The 21,464-nt window shown below is 57.1% G+C and carries 19 protein-coding genes; all 19 read left to right on the top strand.

The window, feature by feature from the left end; all coding sequences use genetic code 11:
- Positions 1 to 5 precede the first annotated feature (5 nt).
- The 19 genes from cas2 to pyrF all read left to right on the top strand — a co-directional run bounded on the left by cas2 (position 6) and on the right by pyrF (position 21,462).
- A complete protein-coding gene (cas2, locus tag DWZ54_RS02460; protein WP_118474355.1) occupies positions 6 to 317 on the top strand; it encodes a CRISPR-associated endonuclease Cas2 in 312 nt (103 codons plus the stop codon).
- Positions 301 to 2,859, top strand: coding sequence for a type III-A CRISPR-associated protein Cas10/Csm1 (cas10, locus tag DWZ54_RS02455; RefSeq protein ID WP_233541595.1), 2,559 nt, complete (start codon positions 301 to 303; stop codon positions 2,857 to 2,859). Before cas2 ends, cas10 begins: the two co-directional genes overlap by 17 nt.
- Positions 2,856 to 3,290, top strand: coding sequence for a type III-A CRISPR-associated protein Csm2 (gene csm2 / locus DWZ54_RS02450; protein WP_118474354.1), 435 nt, complete (start codon positions 2,856 to 2,858; stop codon positions 3,288 to 3,290). Before cas10 ends, csm2 begins: the two co-directional genes overlap by 4 nt.
- Before the next feature lie 2 nt (positions 3,291 to 3,292).
- Positions 3,293 to 4,012 (top strand): type III-A CRISPR-associated RAMP protein Csm3, encoded by a 720-nt coding sequence (gene csm3, locus DWZ54_RS02445; protein WP_118474353.1) that lies wholly within the window; start codon positions 3,293 to 3,295, stop codon positions 4,010 to 4,012.
- The gene (locus DWZ54_RS02440) at positions 4,009 to 5,010 is read left to right on the top strand and encodes a CRISPR-associated protein Csm4 (RefSeq protein ID WP_118474352.1); all 1,002 of its coding nucleotides are present in this window, start codon (positions 4,009 to 4,011) and stop codon (positions 5,008 to 5,010) included. Before csm3 ends, DWZ54_RS02440 begins: the two co-directional genes overlap by 4 nt.
- A 12-nt stretch (positions 5,011 to 5,022) precedes the next feature.
- Positions 5,023 to 6,216 carry a type III-A CRISPR-associated RAMP protein Csm5 gene (gene csm5, locus DWZ54_RS02435; protein ID WP_118474351.1) on the top strand — a complete coding sequence of 398 codons (1,194 nt, stop codon included), beginning with the start codon at positions 5,023 to 5,025 and terminating at the stop codon, positions 6,214 to 6,216.
- Entirely contained in the window at positions 6,210 to 6,959 is a 750-nt protein-coding gene (gene cas6, locus DWZ54_RS02430) for a CRISPR system precrRNA processing endoribonuclease RAMP protein Cas6 (protein ID WP_118474350.1), read from the top strand. The genes csm5 and cas6 overlap by 7 nt, the downstream gene beginning before the upstream one ends.
- A gap of 79 nt (positions 6,960 to 7,038) precedes the next feature.
- Entirely contained in the window at positions 7,039 to 7,764 is a 726-nt protein-coding gene (locus DWZ54_RS02425) for a metallophosphoesterase (protein ID WP_118474349.1), read from the top strand.
- Between the two features lie 80 nt (positions 7,765 to 7,844).
- Positions 7,845 to 8,882 (top strand): alpha/beta hydrolase, encoded by a 1,038-nt coding sequence (locus DWZ54_RS02420; RefSeq protein ID WP_199663178.1) that lies wholly within the window; start codon positions 7,845 to 7,847, stop codon positions 8,880 to 8,882.
- A gap of 101 nt (positions 8,883 to 8,983) precedes the next feature.
- On the top strand, positions 8,984 to 9,466 hold the full coding sequence (trmL, locus tag DWZ54_RS02415; RefSeq protein WP_118015446.1) for a tRNA (uridine(34)/cytosine(34)/5-carboxymethylaminomethyluridine(34)-2'-O)-methyltransferase TrmL: 483 nt from the start codon (positions 8,984 to 8,986) through the stop codon (positions 9,464 to 9,466).
- A gap of 36 nt (positions 9,467 to 9,502) precedes the next feature.
- On the top strand, positions 9,503 to 10,417 hold the full coding sequence (murB, locus tag DWZ54_RS02410; protein ID WP_118474347.1) for a UDP-N-acetylmuramate dehydrogenase: 915 nt from the start codon (positions 9,503 to 9,505) through the stop codon (positions 10,415 to 10,417).
- Positions 10,418 to 10,578: 161 nt separating this feature from the next.
- A complete protein-coding gene (locus DWZ54_RS02405) occupies positions 10,579 to 12,192 on the top strand; it encodes an MBL fold metallo-hydrolase RNA specificity domain-containing protein (protein WP_118474346.1) in 1,614 nt (537 codons plus the stop codon).
- A 293-nt stretch (positions 12,193 to 12,485) separates the two neighbouring features.
- Positions 12,486 to 13,433 (top strand): aspartate carbamoyltransferase catalytic subunit, encoded by a 948-nt coding sequence (locus DWZ54_RS02400; protein ID WP_118474345.1) that lies wholly within the window; start codon positions 12,486 to 12,488, stop codon positions 13,431 to 13,433.
- Positions 13,430 to 14,716: a dihydroorotase gene (locus DWZ54_RS02395; protein ID WP_118474344.1), complete on the top strand. Its 1,287-nt coding sequence runs from the start codon at positions 13,430 to 13,432 to the stop codon at positions 14,714 to 14,716. Before DWZ54_RS02400 ends, DWZ54_RS02395 begins: the two co-directional genes overlap by 4 nt.
- 23 nt (positions 14,717 to 14,739) lie before the next feature.
- Positions 14,740 to 15,813, top strand: coding sequence for a glutamine-hydrolyzing carbamoyl-phosphate synthase small subunit (carA, locus tag DWZ54_RS02390; protein ID WP_118015441.1), 1,074 nt, complete (start codon positions 14,740 to 14,742; stop codon positions 15,811 to 15,813).
- Positions 15,814 to 15,816: 3 nt separating this feature from the next.
- Positions 15,817 to 19,050, top strand: coding sequence for a carbamoyl-phosphate synthase large subunit (gene carB, locus DWZ54_RS02385; protein WP_118474343.1), 3,234 nt, complete (start codon positions 15,817 to 15,819; stop codon positions 19,048 to 19,050).
- Positions 19,037 to 19,804, top strand: a complete 768-nt coding sequence (locus DWZ54_RS02380; RefSeq protein ID WP_118474342.1) for a dihydroorotate dehydrogenase electron transfer subunit — start codon at positions 19,037 to 19,039, stop codon at positions 19,802 to 19,804. Before carB ends, DWZ54_RS02380 begins: the two co-directional genes overlap by 14 nt.
- The gene (locus DWZ54_RS02375) at positions 19,804 to 20,736 is read left to right on the top strand and encodes a dihydroorotate dehydrogenase (protein ID WP_118474341.1); all 933 of its coding nucleotides are present in this window, start codon (positions 19,804 to 19,806) and stop codon (positions 20,734 to 20,736) included. Before DWZ54_RS02380 ends, DWZ54_RS02375 begins: the two co-directional genes overlap by 1 nt.
- Complete coding sequence (gene pyrF, locus DWZ54_RS02370) at positions 20,737 to 21,462, top strand: orotidine-5'-phosphate decarboxylase (RefSeq protein WP_118015437.1); 726 nt, start codon at positions 20,737 to 20,739, stop codon at positions 21,460 to 21,462.
- The last annotated feature ends 2 nt before the right edge of the window (positions 21,463 to 21,464 follow it).

Genomic DNA, 21,464 nt, shown 5'->3' with positions numbered 1-21,464 from the left:
AAGAAATGGACTATGAAGAAGCGGAACTCATTGCAGAAGACGAACGCCATTATATTGTTCTGGTGATTTACGATATCGTCGAGAACAAACGGCGAAGCAAGATGGTCAAGTGCTTGGAAAAGTACGGGAAACGTGTGCAGAAATCCGCCTTTGAAGCTTTTCTGACAAAACGGAAATACGAGGCTCTTGTGCAGGAAACGCAGCGCCTGATTGATGAGCGGACGGATTCATTGCGGATTTATCTGCTGGCGAATCACACGATGGTGCGTTCCTGGGGAGCGGAAACGAAGCAGATTGCCGATGTCATCATATTTTAAGGATTTTGCAGGATATTTTGAATTCTTGCAGAATGAACATAAATATACGATTTATTGCGAGCAGGGAGATGCGAAAGGGGATGACTGGATGGCGACAGATTTATCGGATCGTGTAGAGCTAGCGGCACTGCTTCATGATGTCGGCAAGCTTGTCTTGCGGGCTAATCCAGAACGGAAAACACATTCTGTCGTAGGACGGGATTTTTTGGCGCGATTTGCAGAACCCGAAGATGCAGATATCCTGCGCGCCGTTCGTCATCATCATGGCAGTGATTTAAAGCAGATCCAGGATCCGGCGGATATCAGTTATCTGATTTATGAAGCGGATAATCTGGCAGCCGGCAGCGACCGGCGTCCCGTAGAAGATGGCAACAATGGTTTTTCCGTACAGATGCCGCTCATGAGTATCTTCAATGTGTTTGGTGATCAGGCGGGACATCAGGCTTTTTATCTTCGCTCGCTGCGCGAGGATGCGGCGGTCCAGTATCCACAGCCCCGTGATGCCGTCCGTGCCGATGTCAGCGCCTATCAGAATTTATACCGCGATCTGGAAGCGAATTTCCTGCGCAAATCGCCATTCCATATGGAATCGGATGAACTGCTGCGGGTGTTGGAGGCTGTTCTCAGTTATGTGCCTTCGAGTACAGCCCTTGGTGAGGCTGGGGACATTTCCCTTTATGATCATTTGCGGCTGACTGCTGCCTATGCCACGGCGATGTATGGATACTTTGAAGCGCATGGTATCAAGGATTATCGTGCGGCGGTGACTGGGGCTGCGGGGAAATCCTGTCGTGCAACGAATATGTACCTTTTGGTGTCAGGTGATATTTCCGGCATCCAGCAATTCATTTACACGATCCCATCCAAAGGGGCATTGAAAGGGCTGCGCGGCCGGTCGGTCTATTTGGAAATCCTTTTGGAACATGTGGTGGATGAGATCCTTCAGGCATGTCATCTTTCCCGCAGTTCCCTGCTTTATACGGGTGGGGGACAGTTTTATCTGCTCCTGGCGAATACGTCAGAAACGATTGCAGTGCTGCAGCGTGTGAGCGAACAGATCAACGATTGGATGATTGCGCATTTTTCGCAGCGCCTTTATCTGGCCCTTGCCTGGACTCCCTGCAGTGCGAATGAATTCCTGGGGGAAGGGACGCGTCAGGCCTTTCGCCGCGTGAATGAAATCTTGTCCGACAGGAAAGTGAACCGTTATTCACGCGGCCAGTTGCAGCAGCTTTTTTCGCCGACCAGCCCCTGTAATAAGACACAGGATGTTGCCCGGGAATGTGCAATCTGTCATACTTCTGTCAGCCGGCTGCAGCCGTATCCGGCTAATCCAGAAATTGAGGTATGCCCGCTCTGTGCAGGCCTTTATTCATTTGGAGAACGTGTCTTGGACAAGGATATCCTCTGTGTCTCTGAGACGGCATCGGCTGGTGCTGTCCCGCTTCCGGGACTGAACCGTACTGCCTATCTTTCGGCCGAGTCCCTTGCTGATGTCCAAAAGGGAATGGTTCCCTTGGAACGTCTTTATGTCAAGAACGAGGCACTCACCGGCGAACGCCTGGCGACACATCTCTGGCTTGGCGATTATACGATGCGCGATGAGCATGGACACATTTTGGAGTTTGAGTCGCTTTCTGCATTATCTTCTGGCCTGTCGCCTTCCGGCGGTATCCCGCGCCTTGGTGTCCTGCGTGCAGATGTAGATAATTTGGGCGCGGCCTTCCTGGCGGGATTCCCGGATCGCTATACGACATTGACGCGCATGGCCGCGTTGTCACGGCAGCTTTCCCTCTTTTTCAAGCATGAAATTAATGCGCTTTGCCGTGGCGAAGTTAATGGCATTGGCGAGCAGGATCATGTGAAATTTTCCTTGTTCCACACGCCGAAGAAAGAAGCCAGGAAGGTTCATATCATCTATTCCGGTGGTGATGATATTTTCCTCGTTGGCAGCTGGGATGACATCCTGGAACTGGCCGTCGATCTCTATCGGGCCTTTCAACGGTTCACGGGCGGCAAGCTGCATTTTTCAGCGGGTGTCGGATTGTTCAAAAGCCGTCACCCTGTGGCAGATATGGCCCGTCAGGCCGGCCGGCTGGAAGATGCAGCCAAGGCAACGCCCGGGAAGGACAGCCTTTCTTTGTTTGGCATCTCGGATGATGCCATGCGCGTAGAAACGTATCCATGGCAGGACTTCATCGAGCGCGTATGTGGTGAAAAGCTACACTTTCTGCAGACTCATTTCTGTTTTGCTGCTGAGCATGATAACGGTACAAGCCGGCTGTCTTTCAGCAAAGCAGGCTTATACCGATTGCTGACACTGTTGAGCACAGAGGGATCCATTCAGCTGGCACGATTTGCCTATCTTTTGGCACGTATGGATCCGGGATCACGAGCAAGCGAGAATCGCCGGAAGACGTATGAGGAAGTACGTCGAACGCTTTATACGTGGTATCGTCAGGTGAAGGACCGGCGGGAACTGCTGACCGCAACGGAATTGATCCTATATGGATTGCGCGAGAAAGGGGAAACGTCACGATGAAAGAAGCAAGGAAGCCGGCCATCCCGGATATCGCTGCAGAAGCGGAACGTGTCATTACAAGCATGCGTGTTCCAAAACAAGGAGAAAATGGCATGATTTTGCGACTTAAGACAAATCAGATTCGCAAGTTCTTGACGGCTGTCAATATGGTGACAAATAAAATCGATGTCTGGCATATGAAGCATAGTGAGAGCAAGGAACTGCCGGATGACCTGGCTGCTGAAGTCAAATACCTGAAGGTGCGTCTTGCCTATCAGGCTGGCCGTGACAAAGAAAAACAAGAAAAAGAAGTAAGGAATTTTATTGAGAAAGCAGATCTCTTTGCGCGCATCGATGCAATTGGGCGTGACTTCAACCGGTATCAGGATTTTGCACACTTTGTGGAAGCCCTGGTTGCTTATCATAAATTCTATGGTGGGAAGGAGAGATGAACATGGAACAGCAGACGCAGGGCGTACTCAAAGGGAAGATTGATTTGCGTGCCACATTGAAGCTGGAGAGTGGCCTTCATATTGGCGGAGCTTCTGCTTTTGCCCCAATCGGTGCTGTAGACAGTCCATTTGTCCGTGACCCGTTGACCAAACAGCCGATTATACCGGGGAGCTCGCTTAAGGGCAAGATTCGCACGTTATTGGCTAAAAGCATGGCTTCAGGCTATGTCTTGAATCCCATTGATCAAGATCCGGAGGGGATTGCCCGGCTCTTTGGAGCGGCAGCGAAAGGCAGTGACAGTGGCAGGCCTTCCCGTCTCCAGTTTTTTGATTTACCGTTGACTGAATCCTCGGTGCAGTATCTGGAAAATCTGGAACTTGATACGTATATTGGTGAAATAAAGTTTGAGAATTCCATCGACCGTCTCACGGCTACGGCCAATCCGCGTCAGATTGAGCGTGTCCCGGCTGGCGCAGAATTTTCTTTTCGTCTCGTATATAACATTGAACGTGATGATGAAATACTTGAAGACATGAAAACCCTTCGGAATGGACTGCGGCTTTTGCAGATGGATTATCTGGGTGGTCATGGTTCGCGCGGCTATGGCCGGGTTTCCATTCATGACATTGGCGCGAAGCACTTTGTTCTCGATGCAAAGCCGGACAAGGCCTTGATGAAAACAATTGAGACTATGCTGCAGGAGGCTTTGTGTGAGTCATGAATTATTTTCTTTATCCGTTGCGCTTCGATGCGCCGGTTCATTTCGGCACGGCTGAATGTGGCGGCGGCTTGGAACATACGCGGTTTACTCTGCCTTCGGATGCTTTGTTTTCGGCTTTGCTGGCTGAGATGTATCATGCGGATGAAACCGTACCTGCCCGCACCTTCCTGGATAAGGTACAGAAGGGACAGCTTCGTTTTTCGGATCTTTTGCCATGGCAGGAAACAAGCAACGGGGAACTGTATTTTTATCTGCCACGCCCCATCTTGCCGGTGAAGCCTGCGGATTGTTCTTCAATGTCGTATGCATCCGTCTGCCATATGGCTTCGGCCTGGAAGCAGCAAAAGAAAATCGGTTATATACGAGCCAGCCGTATGGCGGCATATATAAAGGCTGTTCAGGAAGGCTGCTCATTTATTGAGGAGAATACCTTTGGGCAGGAGGTCCTTCGTCAGCGTGTGAACTGCCGGGAAGAAGAGTCTCTGCCGTACTTTGTCGATTCTTTCATCTTCGACAATTCATCCGGATTATATGTCATTCTGGCAGCGGAGCAGGAAGAGGATGCGGCTTTCTTTGCAAATGTCCTGACTTTTGTCGGATTGTCTGGGCTGGGTGGCAAACGCAGTTCCGGTTATGGCAAGTTCCATATGGCAGATGACAGCATCCAGCTGGATGATTATGAAATCTGTGGGGCCGATGATGCTGCGCTGTACCATTTACTCCAGGGGAAGCAGTCTTCCTGGCAGATGGCACTTTCTTCTGTCATTCCCGAGGAATCCGAGCTGGATTTGGTCTGCCGAGGGGCATACCGGCTGCGCCGTGCCGGAGGATTCGTGACGGATGATTCCTTTGCAGAGAAAAAGAACAGCATTTGCCTGATTGAAGCCGGTTCCTGTTTCGGGACGCGCATCAACGGTCAAATGGTTTCTTTGGGAACGCATGGAGGCCATCCTGTTCTGCGGTGCGGGTATGGCCTTTATGCGGGGATAGCGGGATGATGAGGTGAGAACGTGAATCTTGTGCGGAAAGAATATGAACTCACATGTATGGCGCCCGTTCATATCGGGAATGGAATAACGCTCAAAGCATATGAATATGTTTATGATGACCATCAGCAGCAAGTTCTATTTCTGGACGAAAAGAAATGGATTGCCTTTCTGTATGAAAAAGGACTCATGGATGATTTTGCAGAGTACATAAACATCACGGCACGGGCATTGGCGGGCAAGGGGAACTTCCGCGGACAATACCTATGGGACTGGCTGTCTTGTCATGGCATTGCGGCAGAAGAGATCCGCGCGTTATCCAAACGTCGTGTGACTGTGGCCAAAGATAAAATCATCAATGGAAAAAATCACCTCAATGATATTGCCCAGCAGGTAATGCTGCCGGATGGACGCCTATATATTCCTGGCAGCACCATCAAGGGGGCCTTGCGTACGGCAATTCTCTGGCAGGCAATCGAGCAGCATCCAGCGTGTTTTGCCGGGATATGGGGGCAGCTGCGCTCGCTTGATTTTGAAAATCCTCGTTATACCAAACGGAAAATCGGCGATGAAATTCGCCTGCTGGAGCAGCAGATTCTGCATGCCTTGGATGTAACGCATACTGCGCATGATGCGGTGAATTTTGCTTTGCGTGGCTTGCGTATCAGCGACGCTTCAACGGATGCCAGAAAAACCATCATCCTGCAGAAAATAGACGAATCCATGCAGGCAGGGTATTCTCAGTCCAAAGAAAAGTCCCTGCCGATTTTCCGCGAGTGCATCCCGGCGGGGACGAAATTGCATGTTTCGATTACGGCAGATTTTCCCATGCTGCAGACGATTGGCATTTCTTCGCTTGAGGAACTCATGCATACCTTGCACGCTTATACGCAGGATACGCTGCTGGCAGAAAAGAAGGTTTTTGGTCATGTGAACGCGAATATCTTCTGTGAAGCAGAGATGGCAGATGTTTTGCTGGGCGGGGGGACTGGCTTTTTGAGCAAGACACTGGTACGTGCACTGGCTCCAGACGAAGGGGAAGCGAAATGGTTTATTTCTCATTTTCTGGATATGGCGTTTTCCCGCAGCCATAAGCCCATGCATAACCATGTCAAGCTGGATACGTTCCTGTCGCCGCGGACGCTCAAAGTAGCGAAAGCAGGACAGAAAACATGGATATTGGGACTCTGCCGGTTCGAGGAGATGACAGGATGCTGAGATTGTTTGAGATACCATTGTTCCTGCCGAAAGGAGAACGCATTCATCCTTCAATGGGGTCTGTTTTTCATGGAGCATTGATGGAGCGTTTGCCGTCGGAACTGGCCGGGAGGCTCCATCAGGAAAGCTTGCGGCCCTATAGTCAGTGCGTTTTTTTTGACCGGGATAAAGGGCCAATCTGGCGGCTGGGGACCATGTCGGACCACGTCGCACAAGCCTTGCTCTTCGGCTTGGAGGAAGGCGGTGCAATTGCTTTGCATCAAAAGGGATATGACGTTCATCTTGGCGAGATTTGCTGCGTCCAAGCGTGCTCGTTTGATGACCTGGCGGATATAGCATTTTGTGCTGAAACCGTTCCGCATGGTGCCATGTTCTCCTTTTTGTCGCCGACAAGCTTTAAGCGGGATGGGCGATATGTCCTGTTCCCGGATGTCCGGCTCATTCTGCAAAGTTTATTGATGCGCTGGAATGCCCTTTGCCCGCATATCCGTCTGGAAGAAGATAATCTGGTTGAAAAATTGACGGCACAAGCGGTCATTGTGCGCTACCAGCTGCATTCGGCAGTTTTTTCGCTGGAGCGTCAGCGCATCACAGGTTTTCAAGGCAATGTGACGCTGCGTTTTGGCGGCACGGATGCGATTTGCCGCATCCTGACATTACTGACGATTTTTGCCCCCTTTGCAGGAGTCGGCATTAAGACTGCTTTGGGCATGGGAGCAGTCCAGACAGTTTTGCTGGAATGAAATCATATTTGTTTAAGTGAATACAGGGCTTGTCTGGCACTCTCCGGCAGGCCCTTTTCTCGCGAGGGGGTGACGTGTGATGAAACGCTTGCTGGCCATGGGGGATATCCATGGCAGATTCGACCGGTTCCAGGAGGTATGGGAGGCCGTGCAGTTCCGGCCGCAGGAGGATGAGATCGTCTTCCTCGGCGATTATACCGACCGCGGGAAGCAGAATGCGCCGATGATGAAGTGGGTCATGGCACACGAGGGACAGCCGGGCATGACGTTTTTGCGCGGGAATCACGAAGCGATGTACGCGGACGGCGCCGCACAGACGGAATCCGACCTTGGCGGCGCCATAACGTACGATATGTCTGCGTGCAGTGCGCAGCTGCTCTGGGAGGATAACGGCGGCTATGAGACGTATGGTGAGATTCAGGCGCAGGAAGACCCGCTGACTTTCCACCGGGCCTGGCTCGCCGCCATCCGCCAGATGCCGCTTTTCTGCCGGAAGGAGTGGCAGGGACAGACATATTTCTTTTCGCATGCCAGCATCGACCCGCAAGTTCCGCTCGATGCGCAGAAGACGGATGACCTGCTCTGGTCGCGCGTGCTGGCTGCGAAGCCGGAGCTCTATACGGGCGACGCTGTGCTCGTGATGGGGCATACGCCCGTGCAGCTCATCGGCTACCCACCCGTGCCGCAGATCCTTTGCCGGCAGCACATTATTCTTATGGACACAGGCAGTTTCCTCAAAAGGGGCCGTGTCTCCTGCATGGATCTTTTGACGCACACCATCTGGCAGTCGCATGATGGTGCTTGACTGGCACGGTGAAACATGGTGCACGGGGCCTCTTGGCGCAGCGGTCCATTTTGTTTTTTGCATAAGTTTAGGAGGTTTTTATGAGACGGACATACCGGAAAATGATGCAGATTGCACTGGCGACGATGGTGACAGGAGGACTGATGCTCATGGGACAGACGGGGATGGCGGCAGCTGTGCAGCCGCAGGTACAGGTGGATTCGGCTACGAAAAACATGCCGAACCATGTGGCGAGCAAGGTGCTCGATATCCCGGCGGACACGACGGAAATCAGCCTGATCTCGAATGTCGTCTATGAGCAGGTGCCGAGCCGCGGCTATGCGAATGTCCCGATGCAGATGGACATCCTGCAGCCGAAGACGCAGCAGAAGAAACCGGCCATCGTCTTTGTGACGGGCGGCGGCTTCATCAACGCGAACAAGGACAACGGCCTGCAGCTCCGCATGCATCTTGCCGAGCATGGCTATGTCGTTGGCAGCATCAATTATCGCGTGGCACCCACGGCACAGTTCCCGGCACCGCTTGAGGACGTCAAGGCAGCCATCCGCTATCTCAAGGCAAATGCGGACCGTTTCGGCATCGATCCTGCGCGTGTCGGCATCGTCGGCGGCAGTGCCGGCGGCTATCTGACGGCCATGGCTGGCACGACGAGCGGTACGAAGACGTTCGACAAGGGGGAGAATCTCCAGGTCACGAGTGATGTCAAGGCAGCTGTCGATCTTTACGGACTCTCCGATCTCACGCAGATTGGCGCAGACTACTCCGAGGATGTTCAGGCCAGACATCGCTCAGCCGGCGCGACGGAAGCACTCTGGGTCAACGGTTCTGCCGTTTTCGGCGGCCGTGACGGTGGTATCCTGGCGGATAAGGAGGCCGCAGAAGCCGCCAATCCCATCCACTACATCAGCAGGACGAGCGCACCGATGCTCCTGATGCACGGTACGGCAGACACGGTCGTCTCACCGAGCCAGACCGATCTTTTGTTCCAGGCCCTGCAGCAGAAGGGCATCCCGAGTGAGCGCTACCTCGTCAAAGGCGCCGCGCACGGCGGCAAGTACTGGGTGCAGGAGCCCGTGCTCAAGATCATCACGGATTTCTTTGACCGGTACCTGAAATAAAGGAACCGCTGGACCGGTTTTTACGGACGGCCTTGTATTTTCAAGCGACATTCGCTATAATGAGTAGGTCACAAAAAGATGGATACGAGGTGTAGGAACCATTGCATATTGTACTGATAGAACCTGAGATCCCCGGCAATACGGGGAACATTGCCCGCCTTTGTGCTGCGACGGGCATCGAGCTTCATCTCGTCAAGCCGCTGGGCTTCTCGACGGATGACAAGTACCTCAAGCGCGCCGGTCTCGACTACTGGCATCTCGTCAAGGTGCATTACCATGAGAATTTTGCCGAAGTCGCAGCCATGTACGCCGGACACAACTTCTACTTCTGTTCGACGAAGGCGCCGCGCTCGTATACCGAGGTTTCGTACACGATGGACGATATGCTGGTGTTTGGCAAGGAAACGGCCGGTATCCCCGAGACGCTGCTCAAGGAGAACTGGGATCACTGTGTGCGCATCCCGATGATCTCGGAAGCGCGCTCGCTGAACCTCTCGAATTCCGTGGCCATCGTGGCCTATGAGGCAATGCGCCAGCTCGACTTCGCCAACCTGGCGGAAGCGGGCCCGGGACTGCATATTTGATCCTGTATATATAAAATAGATAGGAATGACTGCTTGATGATTGATAAAGCTTTTGTGACGGAATGCCAGGGCTTCCTCGAGGCCAATCGCTTCCGCCTTGATGAACCGATGAAACTCCATACGACGTTCAAGATCGGCGGCCCGGCGGACTGCCTGATCTTCCCGGCTTCACTCGAGGAGACGGAGAAGGTGCTCGCGCTCGTCAAGAAGTATCAGCTGCCGCTGACGATTCTCGGCAACGGCTCGAATGTGCTCGTGCGCGACAAGGGCATCCGCGGTGTCGTCGTCAAGTTCGCACGCCCGATGGCTTACATCCGCTGCGAGGACACGAAGATCATCGCGGGCGCCGGCGCGCTGCTCAAGGATGTGTCAGAGGTTGCCGCGCGCAACGGCCTCACGGGACTTGAGTTCGCCTGCGGCATCCCGGGCAGCATCGGCGGCGCCATCTTCATGAATGCCGGCGCCTATGACGGCGAGATGAAGAACGTCGCGTATGCCGTGCGCACGGTTGACCGCGCGGGCAAGCTCCATACCTACAGCCGCGAGAAGCTTGAACTCGGCTACCGTCACAGCGCCTTCCAGGACAACGGCGAGGCCATCTGCGAGGTGGAACTCCTGCTGCAGCCGGGGGATAAGAACGCCATCGACGCGAAGATCGCGGACTTCACGCAGCGCCGTGAGAGTAAGCAGCCGCTCGAGATGCCGAGTGCCGGCAGCACGTTCAAGCGGCCGAAAGGCTATTTTGCCGGCACGCTCATCGACCAGACGGGCCTCAAGGGCCTGAGCGTCGGCGGGGCTGAGGTTTCGACGAAGCATGCAGGCTTTGTCGTCAACGTGGACAATGCGACGGCGGCCGATGTGCTCGGCGTCATCCATGAGGTTCAGAAACGCGTCTTTGCCGCACATGGTGTCGAGCTTCATCCCGAGGTCCGCATCATCGGCGAGGAATAACATATCGTCAGTCAAGACTCCTGTACGTGGAATTTCCATGCACAGGAGTTTTTTTGAACAAGAAATCATAAAAAAAGAAAATCGCAAAGAAAAAAGAGGATTCCAGCAGCAAGAGTCAGAATATTACCTATATAAATGGAAGTAAAAAGGAGGTATTGCATATGAGACTCGAATTCTTGGGCGCTGCCCATACGGTTACGGGCTCCTGCTATCTGCTTGAAACGGGAGAAGACCGGTACCTCATCGACTGCGGTATGTTCCAGGGCTCCAAGCGCATCCGTGAGCTCAATTACGAGGGATTCTCATTCAATCCCGGCGATATTGACGGCGTGCTGCTGACGCATGCGCACGTCGACCACTGCGGCCTCGTGCCGAAGCTCGTGCACGAAGGCTTCAAGGGCATGGTCTACGCGACGAAATCGACGTGTGATCTCGCGCAGATCATGTTGCCGGATTCCGCGCACATCCAGGAATCGGATGCCGAGCTCCAGAACCGCAAGGGACGCCGCCGCGGCGATGAACCCATCCAGCCGCTCTACGATCTTGACGATGCGGCCGAAGCCCTCAAGCGCTTCACGGCCGTGCCGTACAACCAGGAACTCAAGCTCTCCGAACACCTGAGCGTCATTTTCCGCGATGCCGGCCACATCCTCGGCTCGGCACTCCTCGAGGTCTTCGTCCACGAGGACGGCAAGGACACGAAGCTCGTCTTCTCCGGCGACCTCGGGCAGCCGAATCAGCCGATCATCAAGGATCCGACCTACGTCGACGGCGCCGATTTCGTGCTCGTCGAGTCGACGTATGGCGACCGGCTGCACCAGATCTACGACAAGGAGAGCGCATTGCTCGAGATCATCAACGACACGATGGACCGCGGCGGCAACCTCATCATCCCGTCGTTCGCCGTCGGCCGCACGCAGACGCTGCTCTACTATTTCTACCGGCTCAGCAAAGAGGGCCGGCTTGACCCCGATATCCCGATCATCCTCGACAGCCCGCTGGCCATCGCCGCGACGCGCGTCTTCCTCAAGAATTTCCAGGATTTCGATGAGACATCCATCAAGCCGTTCCTGACGAGCGGCAAGATTCCGACGTTCCCGCAGGTCCGCATCTGTGAGACGGCCGAGGAATCCCGCGCGCTCAACAGTTCGGAAGGCTCGGCCATCATCCTCTCGGCTTCGGGCATGGCGGATGCCGGCCGTATCCTGCATCACCTCAAGCACAACCTCTGGCGCCCGGAGTCGACGATCCTCTTCGTCGGCTATCAGGCGGAAGGGAGCCTTGGCCGCCGGCTCGTCGACGGCATCAAGCGCGTGCGCGTGCTCGGTGAGGAAATCGCCGTCAAGGCACAGATTAAGATGCTCGACGGCTTCTCGGCGCATGCCGATGCCAATCAGATCATGGACTGGCTCAGCCATATCCAGTCGCCAAAGCCCGCGAAGATCTTCATCGTCCACGGCGAGGCGCCGGCGCAGGAAGCCCTCAAGGGACGCATCCAGAAGGAGCTCGGCATTGAGGTGTACATCCCGTTCCGTGGCGATCTCGCCAAGATCACGGGACGCGCGTCGGAAATCATCCAGTCGAACATCCCGTCGGTTTCGGTGGAGAAGGAGATGGAGGAAGTCCTCTCGGATTTCGATGCCGATTACCGTCAGCTGCGTCGCAAGGTCCTGCAGCTTGTCATCCGTCAGCCGAAGGCGATGGAGCCTGTCATCAAGGTCATGACGAAGGGACGCAACTACCTGCGCAAGCTCTTCATGCCGTTCAACATCTGAGGCCAACGCAGCAGGTGCATTTCATTTTGGCGGGAGAAATCCGCGGCGGCAGGCGCTTGCACATGGGAAGGTTTTACGATATAATGAGGTACAACAAGGCAGACGAGAGCTGCCCAAAAGAGAATCATTGCCTTTTTAAGATGCGTACCGCGATGCGTATAAAGGGAGCCAATAGAGTAACGTCATAAGTTTACGTAAAGCCAGGGGCTTTCTTATGCAGTCGCATAGGAAAGCCCTTTTCTTATAGGTGGCTGAAAAGACAATGGATCTGTGAAAGTTAAGGAGTGATTGACTTGGGAAAGACTAATGTATCCTTGCGAGGCAAGAACATTCTGGGCCTGGCAGACTTCACGGCCGAGGAGATCCGCCTCGTACTCGAGACGGCCAAGGAAATGAAGAACATCATCCACCGCGACATCAAGAAAGTGCCGACGCTGCGCGGCAAATCCATTGTAACGCTGTTCTACGAGCCGAGCACGCGCACGCGCACGTCGTTCGAGCTCGCCGGCAAGTATCTCGGCGCCGATGTCGTCAACATCACGGCTGGTTCCTCGAGCATCGTCAAGGGCGAGAGCCTGCGCGACACGCTCTACACGATCGAGGCCATGGGCGTCGATGCCATCGTCATGCGCCACAAGGCGGAGGGTGCGGCTGAGTACGCGTCGCGCGTCGTGAGCCCGGTCATCCTCAACGCCGGTGACGGGGCCCATGCGCATCCGTCGCAGGGCCTCTTGAATCTCTTCACGATCGAGCAGCACAAAGGTCATCTGGCAGGACTCAAGGTCGCCATCCTCGGCGATGTGCTCCACAGCCGCGTGGCCCGTTCCGATATTTACGCGATGCGCACGATGGGCATGGAGGTCCACATCGCAGGACCGAAGACGCTCCTGCCGCGCTTCCTCTACGAGGAGCCGGACATCGTCGTGCACGAGCGCATCGAGGATGCCATCAAGGACGCCGATGTCATCGAGGTCCTGCGCATCCAGCTCGAGCGCATGAAGGGCGGCCTCTTCCCGACGACCCGCGAGTACGCCCGCATCTTTGGCCTCAACAATGAGCGCCTGGCTCTCGCGAAGGACGATGTGCTCGTCCTGCATCCGGGCCCGATGAATAAAGGCTGGGAAATCTCGCCGTTCGTTGCCTATGGCGACAACTCCGCGATTCAGGAGGAAGTCCAGAATGGCGTGGCAATCCGCATGGCACTCTTTACCTTGACGCTGACGGGAGGCAAACAGGAATGAAACTGATACTCAAAGGCGGCCGGGTCATCAATCCGGCAGAACAGTTCGATGCAGTAGCCGATGTCCTCATCGAGGACGGCAAGATCAAGGCCATCGGCCAGGACCTGACGGCGGAGGGTGCCGAGGTCTTTGATGTGACGGGCAAGCTCGTCACGCCGGGCCTCATCGACATGCACGTCCATTTCCGTGAGCCTGGCCAGGAAGCCAAGGAAGATTTCAAGTCGGGCTCGATGGCGGCAGCGGCCGGCGGCTACACGACGGTGGCGACGATGCCGAATACGAAACCGGTCGTCGATACGGCTGCCATCGTGCGCAGCCTCGAGAAGCGCGCCGAGGATGTCGCGAAAGTCCACATCAGGATCATCGGCGCCGTCACGAAGGGGCAGAAGGGCCAGGAGCTCGCGGAGCTCGGCGATATGGTGGAAGCCGGCGCCGTCGCGTTCTCCGACGACGGGCATTTCGACCCGACGGCCAAGGTCCTCTTGAATGCTTACGATTATCTGCACACGTTCGATAAAGTCATCATCAATCACGAGGAGGAGCCGTCGCTCGTCGAGGAGGGCGTCATGAACGAGGGCCATCGCAGCGCGATGCTCGGCATGAAGGGCCGTCCGACGGTGGCCGAGGATATCGCCGTCGCCCGCGATATCCTGCTCGCCGAGTACGCCGGTGCGCGCGTCCACGTCGCACACATCAGCTCGGGCCGTTCCGTCAATCTCGTGCGCCAGGCCAAGAAGCGCGGCGTGCGCGTCACGACGGAGGTTACGCCGCATCATCTGACGATGACGGACGAGTGCGTCAATCTCTACGACAGCTCGACGAAGACGAATCCGCCACTGCGCACGCAGAGCGATGTCGATGCCATGGTCGAGGGCCTCAAGGACGGCACGATCGATGCCATCGTCACGGACCATTCCCCGCATGCACAGGAAGAGAAGGACCGCGAGTACATCTACGCACCGAGCGGTTTCCCGGGACTGGAGACGGCTGTCGGCGTGCTCTTCACGGATCTCTGCCACACGGGCAGGGTCGACATCCCGACGATCATCGAGAAGATGACGTGGGGCCCTGCCAAGGCCTTCAAGCTCGATGCCGGCACGATCTCCGTCGGCGCCAATGCCGATGTCACAGTCATCGATCCCGAGCTCGACTGGACAGTCGATGCCAAGAAGTTCTATACTAGAGGCAGTCATTCCCCGTTTGTCGGCCGCAAGCTCAAGGGCAAGGCCGTCATGACCATCGTGGATGGCAAGGTCGTCATGAAAGATGGCAAAGTGCTCTAAGCTCTACAGTGAGGTGTATTTGAGTGAAAGGTAAACTGATCCTGGAAGACGGCAGCGTGTTCCATGGCGAATTATTGAACAATATCAAGGCGACGGGTGAGGTTGTCTTCAACACGGGTATGGTGGGCTATCAGGAAAGCCTGACGGACCCCTCGTACTGCCGCCAGATCCTGACGCTGACGTATCCGCTCGTCGGCAACTACGGCATTGCGGATATCTTCATGCAGTCCCGCAAGTCCTTCGTCAACGGCTTCGTCATTGGCGAGCTCTGCGAGCATGGCAGCAACTGGCATTACGAGATGAGCCTGGCGGATTTCCTGACGAAGCAGGGCGTGCCGTGCCTCTACAACGTCGATACGCGTGCCGTCACGCGCAAGATCCGCAACGCCGGCACCATGAAGGGCATCATCGTCCCCGAGGATGCCGCACAGACAGAGATCGACGAGCTCTTCGCCGTGCCCATCAAGAAGGATGTCGTCATGGAAGTCACGACGCCTGAGGCTTACACGATGGACAGCGAGAAAGAGGATGCGCCGTTCGTCGTCGCAATGGATTTCGGCGTCAAGCTCAACATCCTGAAATCCATGCACGATATGGGCATCAAGCTCACGGTCGTGCCGGCACACACGAAGGCCGAGGATATCCTCGCGCTGAACCCGGACGGCATCTTCCTTTCAAACGGCCCCGGCGACCCAGCTGATGTGCCGGAGATCGTCGAGGAAGTCAAGAAGCTCATCGGCAAGAAACCGATTTTCGGCATCTGCCTCGGCCATCAGCTGCTCGCACGCGCGATGGGCGCGAAGACGTACAAGCTCAAGTTCGGCCATCGCGGCACGAATCAGCCGGTCAAGGACCTGCGCACGGGCAAAGTCCAGATTTCCTCGCAGAACCACGGCTTTGCCGTCGACGAGGAATCCCTCAAGGGTCTGCCGCTCGAGGTCACGCACATCAATGTCAACGACGGCACCGTCGAGGGCATGCGCCACACCGAGCTGCCGATCTTCTCCGTGCAGTACCATCCGGAGGCTGCACCTGGCCCGGACGACAATATGTACTTGTTCGACGAATTCTGGGCAATGCTGAAGAAAGGGGAATAACTCGTGCCAAAGAAAGAGAATCTCAAGAAAGTAATGGTCATCGGCTCAGGCCCCATCATCATCGGCCAGGCGGCAGAATTCGACTACGCCGGCTCCCAGGCCTGCCGTGCCCTCAAGGAAGAAGGTCTTGAGGTCGTCCTCGTCAATTCGAACCCGGCGACCATCATGACGGATACGCATATCGCGGACCGCGTCTACATCGAGCCCTTGACGGTGGAATTCCTCGAGGAAATCATCGCCAAGGAGCGCCCGGACGGCCTCCTCGCCACGCTCGGCGGCCAGGCGGGGCTCAATCTTGCCGTGCAGCTCTCTGAGAAGGGTGTGCTTGAAAAATACAACGTCGAGCTCCTCGGCACGCCGCTCAAGGCCATCGAGAAGGCCGAGGATCGTGAGCTCTTCAAGGAAACGATGCAGAAGCTCGGCGAACCGATCCCCGAGAGCACGATCGTCGAGGATGTGCCGTCGGCTGTCGAATTCGCGAACTCCATCGGCTACCCGGTCATCGTCCGCCCGGCCTACACGATGGGCGGCACGGGCGGCGGCATCGCCGAGAATGAAGAAGAGCTCGTCGAGATCGTCATCAAGGGCCTGACGTATTCGATGATCGGCCAGGTCCTCATCGAGCGCAGTGTGGCCGGCTGGAAGGAAATCGAGTACGAGGTCATGCGCGACGGCAATGACAACTGCATCACCGTCTGCAACATGGAAAACTTCGACCCGGTTGGCGTCCACACGGGCGATTCCATCGTCGTGGCACCGTCGCAGACGCTGACGGATCACGAGTATCAGATGCTGCGCAGTGCGTCTCTTCGCATCATCCGCGAGCTCGGCATCGAGGGCGGCTGCAACGCGCAGTACGCGCTCGACCCGAACAGCAACCGCTACTACGTCATCGAGGTCAACCCGCGCGTCAGCCGTTCCTCGGCGCTTGCTTCGAAGGCGACGGGCTATCCGATCGCCAAGGTTTCCGCGAAGATCGCCATCGGCTATACGCTCGATGAAATCACGAACGCCGTCACGCAGAAGACGAAGGCCTGCTTCGAGCCGGCGCTCGACTACTGCGTCGTCAAGTTCCCGCGCTGGCCGTTCGATAAATTCGTCTATGCGGACCACACGCTCGGCACGCAGATGAAGGCGACGGGCGAGGTCATGAGCATCGACCGCAGCTTCGAGGGTGCCATCCTCAAGGCCGCCCGTTCGCTCGAGATCGGCGTCAACCGCCTGCACATGGATAAGATGGACGAGTGGGACGATGCGCGCGTCAAGAAGAACCTCGAACGCATCAACGATGAACGCATCTTCGTCATCGCCGAGGCCCTGCGCCGCGGCGCGGCCACGGTCGACGAGATCCATGACATCACGAAGATCGACAAATGGTTCATCAACAAGCTCAAGAACATCACGGACATCGAGGTGGAGCTCGCGAAGGACAAGGATGCCCTGACGCCGAAGCTCATGCTCGCAGCCAAGAATGTCGGCCTCGCCGACCGCTCGATTGCGGAAATCACGGGCAAGACGGAGGATGCCGTCCGCACGATGCGCAAGACGATGAACATCCTGCCTTCCTATAAGATGGTTGATACGTGTGCTGCTGAGTTCGAGGCGGCGACGCCGTACTACTACTCGACGTTCCGCGCCGAGGAAGACGAGGTCCGAGTCTCGGATGCGCGCAAGGTCATTGTGCTCGGCTCCGGCCCGATCCGCATCGGCCAGGGTGTCGAGTTCGACTACTGCTCGGTTCATTCTGTCTGGGCACTGCGCGAGATGGGCATCGAAGCCATCATCATCAACAACAACCCGGAGACGGTATCGACCGACTTCGATATTTCCGACCGCCTCTACTTCGAGCCGCTGACGACCGAAGACGTGCTCAATATCATCGACAAGGAGAAGCCGGAGGGCGTCATCGTCCAGTTCGGCGGCCAGACGGCCATCAACCTCGCTGCATCCCTGCAGAAGGCCGGCGTCAAGGTATTCGGCACGTCCGTCGATGATATCGACCGCGCTGAGGACCGCGAGCGCTTCGACGAAGTCCTCACGCAGACGCACATCCCGCGTCCGCAGGGCATCAGCGTCACGAATCTTGATGAAGCCGTCACGGGGGCTGCCAAGATCGGCTATCCGGTCATGGTCCGCCCGTCGTACGTGCTCGGCGGCCGCGCCATGGAAATCGTCTACAACGAGGCAGAGCTGCGCGACTACATGAGTCGCGCCGTCAAGGTCACGCCGGATCACCCGGTCCTCGTCGACCGCTACATGCAGGGCACGGAGGTCGAGGTCGATGGCATCTCCGATGGCGTCGATGTCGTCATCCCGGGCATCATGGAGCACGTCGAGCGCGCGGGCGTCCATTCGGGCGATTCCATCGCCGTCTATCCGCCGCAGACGCTGTCCTCGAAGGTCATCTACACGATCATCGATTACACGAAGCGCCTGGCCGTGGCACTCCACGTCAAGGGCCTCCTCAATATCCAGTTCGTCGTCGTCGACGGCGAGGTCTACATCATCGAGGTCAACCCGCGTTCGTCGCGCACGGTGCCGTTCCTCTCGAAGGTCACGAATGTCGACATGGTAGGCATCGCAACGCGCATTGCCATGGGCCACACGCTCAAGGAGCTCGGCTATCACTCCGGCCTCGTGCCGCCGAAGCCGTACGTCGCCGTCAAGGCACCGGTCTTCTCGTTTGCAAAGATGACGGATGTCGATATCGCACTCGGACCGGAGATGAAGTCGACGGGCGAGGTCATGGGCATCGATTATCACTATGCCCGTGCGCTCTACAAGGCCATCATCGGCTCGGGCATCAATGTGCCGACGAAAGGCTGCATCCTCTTCACGGTTGCCGACAAGGACAAGGAAGAGATGAAGCAGCTTGCCAAAGCCTTCTATGAGCTCGGCTTTGAGATTGTCGCCACGGAAGGCACAGCGAAAGCCATTCAGTCCATGGGCATCGATGCCGAGGTCGTCGGCAAGGTGCATGAGCGCAGTTCCGACATCATCCAGATGATCAAGAACGGCAAGATCAACATGGTCATCAACACGCTGACGCAGGGCAAGCATTCTGCCAAGGACGGCTTCCGCATCCGCCGCGCGACGGTCGAGCATGGCATCGCCTGCCTGACCTCGCTCGATACGGCCTGGGAAGTCCTGCGCGTGCTGACCTTCATGCGCGAGCGCCGTCTCGTTTACTCACTGGCCATCCAGGATTATGTGGGCGGTGGTGATGACCTTGCCTAAGATGCTTCGAGATGCCAAGATTCTCGCCCAGCAGGAGCTCGCGCCCCGCGTGTTCTTCCTGGTCGTCGAGGCACCGGATATCGCACAGGCCGCGGAGCCCGGGCAGTTCGTCCAGCTCCGCATTCCCCTAGGGGAATTCATCCTGCGCCGGCCCGTCGGCGTGGCCGCCGTTGACCGCAAGAAGGGCAGCGTGGCCTTCATCTACCGCGTCGTGGGCAAGGGCACGAAAGCCCTCGCGGCCCTGATGCCCGGTGAAGTCGTCAATATCCTCGGCCCGCTCGGTCACGGCTTCCACATGGACTACGAACATCCGCTGATTGTCGGCGGCGGCATGGGCCTTTCGCCGCTCCTGTACTACGCGGCAGCCATGCAGAAGAAAGGCGATGTGCTCATCGGCGGCCGCTCCGAAGAAGAGGTTTTCTGGAAAGACCTCTTCGACGAGCTCTGCGGCGAGGTGTTCATCTCCACGGATGACGGTTCGCTGGGCTTCAAGGGCTTCACGACGGAGTACCTGCCCAAGATCCTCGAGGACCACAAATACGATGCCATCATTGTCTGCGGTCCCGACGTCATGATGCGCGGCATTGCGCGCATCGCCCGCGAGCACGGCATCCCATGTGAGGTATCGCTTGAAAAGCGCATGGCCTGCGGTCTCGGCGCCTGCCTGTCCTGCTCGATTGACACGACGGAAGGCAAGCGCAAGAAGGTCTGCAAGGACGGCCCGGTCTTCTCGGCAGAGGAGGTGTTCCTGTAATGGATGAAAGCCTGCATACAACCCTCTTGGGCATCGAGATGAAGACCCCGGTCCTGACGGCCTCGGGTACCTTCGGCTTCGGTGAGGAATTTGCGGATTTCGTCGATCTCTCGCGCCTCGGCGGCGTCATGGTCAAGGGCACGACCCTGAAGCCGCGCCGCGGCAACGACGGCGTGCGCATCACGGAAACGCCGCAGGGCATGCTCAACTGCATCGGCCTCGAGAATCCGGGCGTTGCGACCTTCCTCAACGAAACTCTGCCGCGCATTGCCGCGTATGGCATGAATGTCATCGTCAATATCTCGGGCAGCACGGTGGAGGAGTACGGGGAGCTTGCGCGCCTGCTTGATGTGCCGGGCGTGGCCGCGATTGAGCTCAACGTGTCCTGCCCGAATGTCAAGGAAGGCGGCATCGTCTTCGGCACGGACCCCGAGGCGGCTTCGGCCGTCGTGCGTTCAGCCAAGGCCAACACCGGCAAGCCGGTCATCCTCAAGCTCTCGCCGAACGTGACGGATGGCGTCGCCATGGCCCGGGCCGTTGAGAAGGCGGGGGCAGATGCCATCTCGCTCATCAACACGCTGCTCGGCATGCAGATCGACATCGAGCGCTGCCAGCCGGTGCTCGGCAACGTCACGGGCGGCCTTTCGGGCCCCTGTGTCAAGCCGGTGGCCGTGCGCATGGTCTGGCAGGTCGCGCAGGCCGTGCGCATCCCGATCATCGGCATGGGCGGCATCGCGAGTGCGGAGGACGCCGTCGAGTTCTTCCTCGCCGGCGCCAGCGCCGTAGCCGTCGGCACGGCCAATTTCACGGACCCTGCCATCACGATGGAGATTTGTGACGGCCTGGCCGCATACTTGGAGAATCATGGGCTCAAGAGCATCGATGAGCTCATCGGCAAAGCCAATCCTGGCTTTTTGAAAGGGGGCCGCTGAATGGCAGCAGCAGATGACCGTCTGATCGTCGCGCTCGACTTTCACACCATGGAGGATGTGAAGGCACTCGTAGCGAAACTCGGCGACAGCGTTTCGTACTATAAAGTCGGCATGGAGCTCTTCTACAGCGTCGGCGGCGAGGTCGTGACCTGGCTGCGCGAAGAGGGCAAGCACGTCTTCCTCGACCTCAAGCTTCACGATATCCCGAATACCGTGGCCGGAGGGCTCTGCTCCCTCATGAACCTCGGTGCCGATATCCTCAATGTCCATGCGAGCGGCGGCTACACGATGATGAAGACGGCTGCCGACCGCCTGCATGCGGCAGCGGCGGAGCAGGGGATTCCCTGCCCGAAGCTCATCGCCATCACGGTGCTCACGAGCATCAATCAGGAAGACTGGGACGGCGTCGGCCAGACGCTGCCCATCAAGGACGCGGTCGTGCGCCTCGCGAAGCTCGCGAAAGCAGCGGGGCTCGACGGCGTCGTCGCCTCGCCGCAGGAAGCCGCGCTCATCCGTGAGGCCTGCGGAGAGGACTTCCTGATCGTGACGCCGGGCGTGCGCCCCGCAGGCTCGGCCGTGAACGACCAGAGCCGCATTGCGACGCCGGCGGCAGCGCTTCGAAATGGCGCGAGCCACCTCGTCATCGGCCGGCCGATTCGCGCCGCCGAAGACCCCAGGGCGGCAGCCGAGGCAATCTTGAAAGAAATGGAGACAGTAAAACCATGACA

It is taken from the genome of Mitsuokella sp. AF33-22, assembly GCF_003475755.1.
GTDB lineage: Bacteria > Bacillota > Negativicutes > Selenomonadales > Selenomonadaceae > Mitsuokella.
The sequence above is the reverse complement of the archived record's forward strand: the minus strand, read 5'-3'. Positions and strand labels throughout refer to the sequence as shown.